The sequence below is a fragment of the Planktosalinus sp. genome (assembly GCF_059864935.1).
This window is the reverse complement of the sequence record NZ_JCBCCK010000039.1, coordinates 1-3,441: the sequence shown is the minus strand read 5'-3', so window position 1 is coordinate 3,441 and position 3,441 is coordinate 1. Positions and strand designations below refer to the sequence as shown.

At 40.1% G+C, this 3,441-nt stretch carries 4 protein-coding genes and 2 rRNA genes; 3 read left to right on the top strand and 3 right to left on the bottom strand.

Annotation, left to right across the window (positions count from 1 at the left end; translation table 11 throughout):
- Window positions 1-551: ribosomal RNA gene (locus AC6F75_RS01615) — 23S ribosomal RNA — on the top strand; the annotation flags it as partial.
- A 215-nt stretch (window positions 552-766) separates the two neighbouring features.
- A 5S ribosomal RNA gene (gene rrf / locus AC6F75_RS01610) occupies window positions 767-876 on the top strand.
- Window positions 877-1,141: 265 nt separating this feature from the next.
- Here rrf and AC6F75_RS01605 read toward each other — a convergent pair.
- Complete coding sequence (locus AC6F75_RS01605) at window positions 1,142-1,363, bottom strand: DUF6095 family protein (protein ID WP_500713175.1); 222 nt, start codon at window positions 1,361-1,363, stop codon at window positions 1,142-1,144.
- Window positions 1,360-2,181 (bottom strand): N-acetylmuramic acid 6-phosphate etherase, encoded by an 822-nt coding sequence (gene murQ / locus AC6F75_RS01600; RefSeq protein ID WP_500713174.1) that lies wholly within the window; start codon window positions 2,179-2,181, stop codon window positions 1,360-1,362. The genes AC6F75_RS01605 and murQ overlap by 4 nt, the downstream gene beginning before the upstream one ends.
- Before the next feature lie 124 nt (window positions 2,182-2,305).
- Here murQ and AC6F75_RS01595 point away from each other — a divergent pair, with 124 nt between their 5' ends.
- On the top strand, window positions 2,306-2,965 hold the full coding sequence (locus AC6F75_RS01595) for a DUF4476 domain-containing protein (protein ID WP_500713173.1): 660 nt from the start codon (window positions 2,306-2,308) through the stop codon (window positions 2,963-2,965).
- Window positions 2,966-3,027: 62 nt separating this feature from the next.
- Here the strand turns inward: AC6F75_RS01595 and AC6F75_RS01590 are convergent.
- Window positions 3,028-3,441: hypothetical protein (locus AC6F75_RS01590; protein WP_500713172.1), on the bottom strand; the 414-nt coding region annotated here is incomplete at its 5' end.

Here is a 3,441-nt window from a genome sequence, read left to right as displayed (position 1 = left end):
AAGGGAGCTTGACTGAGAGACATACAGGTCGATCAGGTACGAAAGTAGAGCATAGTGATCCGGTGGTTCCGCATGGAAGGGCCATCGCTCAAAGGATAAAAGGTACGCCGGGGATAACAGGCTGATCTCCCCCAAGAGCTCACATCGACGGGGGGGTTTGGCACCTCGATGTCGGCTCGTCACATCCTGGGGCTGGAGAAGGTCCCAAGGGTTGGGCTGTTCGCCCATTAAAGTGGCACGCGAGCTGGGTTCAGAACGTCGTGAGACAGTTCGGTCTCTATCTACAGCGGGCGCAAGAAATTTGAGTGGATCTGACTCTAGTACGAGAGGACCGAGTTGGACTGACCTCTGGTGTACCAGTTGTTCCGCCAGGAGCATTGCTGGGTAGCTACGTCGGGAAGGGATAAGCGCTGAAAGCATATAAGCGCGAAACCCACCACAAGATGAGATTTCTTTTAAGGGTCGTGGGAGACTACCACGTTGATAGGTCATAGGTGTAAAGGCAGTAATGTCATAGCCGAGTGATACTAATAACCCGTAAGCTTATGTACAGGCCTCCCTCTGGCCCCCTCCAAATGGAGGGGGGACTTGAAAAAGTCTTAAACAAGGGGGAGAGGCAACTCTTTAATTTGTTTTGATTATTTCTTTGGAAATCAAACGTATATTTTTTTTCAATATGTCACGATATTTCGTTTCCCTTCAGGTGCAATTTCAGGTTGCAGGGTAAGAGCTCTCCCCCTTTGGGGGAGCTGGAGGGGGCTTTATTTAAGGTGGCTATAGCAACGGGGCTCACCTCTTACCATTCCGAACAGAGTAGTTAAGCCCGTTAGCGCAGATGGTACTGCCATCCGGTGGAAGAGTATGTCGCCGCCTTCTTTAATCCCGATTGTGAAAACAGTCGGGATTTTTTTTTGGAATAAATTGGTGGGAGAGCCCGAACGTACCGTTCGGTACGGGCGGTACGGGTATGTCGCCGCCCTACCTACGCTTCATTGCTTGAAGCTACGGCAGGCAAGCTTCTTTAAAAAAAACCTTCATCTTTTGATGAGCGGTTTTTTGTTTTAAATGGTTTTGATATAGATGAGCGGTTTTTTTCTAATTTACTTAACTGCTTTATGACGGACTACTTCCCCGGAATTTGCTAACCAAACATAGACTTCATAATTGTCTTAATTCCTTTAAAGGCAAAAAATACCGCAGCAATTGCTATAATTAATCCAATTGGAAAAAACACAAAAAAAGTAATGTTGGTTTTATTTAAAAAACCCAATGTTATAAAATAGGGCCCCATAAACATAAGCGGTAAAGAAAGTGCCATAAACTTGACACCTGTCATCAAAACCTTTTTATCTGTGTGCTTCATTGTTGTCTTCCTTTAAAATTATTTATAGCATTTCTAACACTTTTGTGTTCTTCTAAAAGTGCTTTGGCTTCTATTTTAGAGATATTGAGTTCAGTCATTAACATATTGATACCTCGATTCACCAGCTTGTTATTGCTCAATTGCATATCAATCATTTTGTTGCCCTTTACCCTTCCCAATTGTATCATAGCAGTGGTTGAAATCATATTCAACACCAACTTTTGAGCTGTACCGGCTTTCATTCTGGAGCTTCCGGTAACAAATTCAGGGCCTACGATTACTTCAACAGGAAATTGAGCCACCTTGGAAAGCGGACTCCCTTGGTTACAAGTGATGCAGCCGGTTGTAATCTTATTTTTGTTGCATTCATCAAGCGCACCAATCACATAGGGAGTCGTTCCGGATGCGGCTATACCAATGACGATATCTTTTTCAGTTATATCTTTTGATTTCAGGTCATCCCAGCCTTGCGTTAATGAATCCTCAGCATATTCAATCGCTTTTCTAATGGCATTATCACCACCTGCAATTATTCCTATTACCAAATCGTGTGAAACACCAAAAGTGGGTGGACATTCACTGGCATCAACAATACCCAATCTTCCGCTTGTTCCAGATCCTATGTAAAAAAGTCTTCCACCAACACGGAGTTTTTCAATAACTATTTGGGTTAATGACTCAATTTGAGGAAGGGCTTTCTCCACAGCAAATGCCACAGTTTTATCTTCAGCATTGATGTTTTCAAGCAATTCTTTCACTTCCATTTTTTCTAAATGGTTATAAATTGAGTCGGATTCAGTGGTTTTAAAGAATTCCATGTTACAAAAGTACACAATGTAAAATAAGACAGTGTTTTTTGCCAAAAATAATATTCAAATATTTTAAGTTATTTTTGGCACGGCTATTGAAAATGCCCAAATAGTAACCTTAAAACTAAGTCTTATGGAAGCAAAATTACTTTTATTCGTTTCGTTTCTATTCCTTTGTGAATTTGGCTACAGCCAAAGCAGAAACGCCAGTCTTCAGGTTGAATTTTCACAATCCAGGGCACACTTTACTTTTGAAATTGGCAAGGAAAGATTTCAGGTAAATCGAGATATTTTGTTAATTGACGATTTACGTAGTGGTTTTCATCCTGTATTAATTTTTGAAATGCGTGGTAATAGAAGAGTGTTAGTTTATGACGGAGGAATTAATCTGGCTCGCAATGCAACCACTTTTGCATTTTTCAGAAATGGGAATTTTGAGGTTTTTGGAATAGAGCCTTATATGATTGATGAGCCTGTTATAGTGGTTGAAGGTCCTTCTGAAATGAATGATATGATGTTTCAGCAGCTCAAACGATCGGTTGAATCTGAGTCTTTTGACTCTAGCCGTGTTGAATTACTTGAATCAACCTTGAGTAATAATTTCTTTACGTCTCACCAAATAAAAGAATTGATGCTGCTGATTTCATTTGATTCGGGAAGGCTTCAGTTTGCAAAAGCTGCTTACACCAGAACAGTTGACCCTGAAAATTATTTTGTGGTAAGGGAGGCGTTGTCTTTTGCAAGTAGTAAAACTGAATTGACAAAATATATAAATTCTATACCAGCTTATTAAATGAAAAAGGCTGTCAAAACTGACAGCCTTCTTAACTTATAACTATTTTAAGGAGTTTTAAATTAATTGTTTTCCCTGTTTTTTGAAAATAACCGTAGGGCAGGTGCGACTTTTAATCCAAAAGCAAGATAGTTACCTGTTATTTTATGCTCAGAAACCGTATTCTCTGAAACAAACAAGTTGCGAGTCCTTACAGTATTTGTATAAAACGTGGTGGGTTGGTAATTGAATAAAACATAGGGTTGTACTAATAAATATTTAAAATCCAACGCAAATCCTAAAGATGCGTGAACCCCAAAATTCATCTTACCCCCGTTATACTCCCCCTCATATGTTGCACCGGGCCAGGTGGTTTCATCATCTCCTAAATTTGAATTGGCATTTATCCCAAAACTTCCACTATCAGGATTGTTCTTATGAAAAATAATAGTAGGGCCCAAAGAAGCCGTTAAATATACTCTATCAGGAAGGAGGGT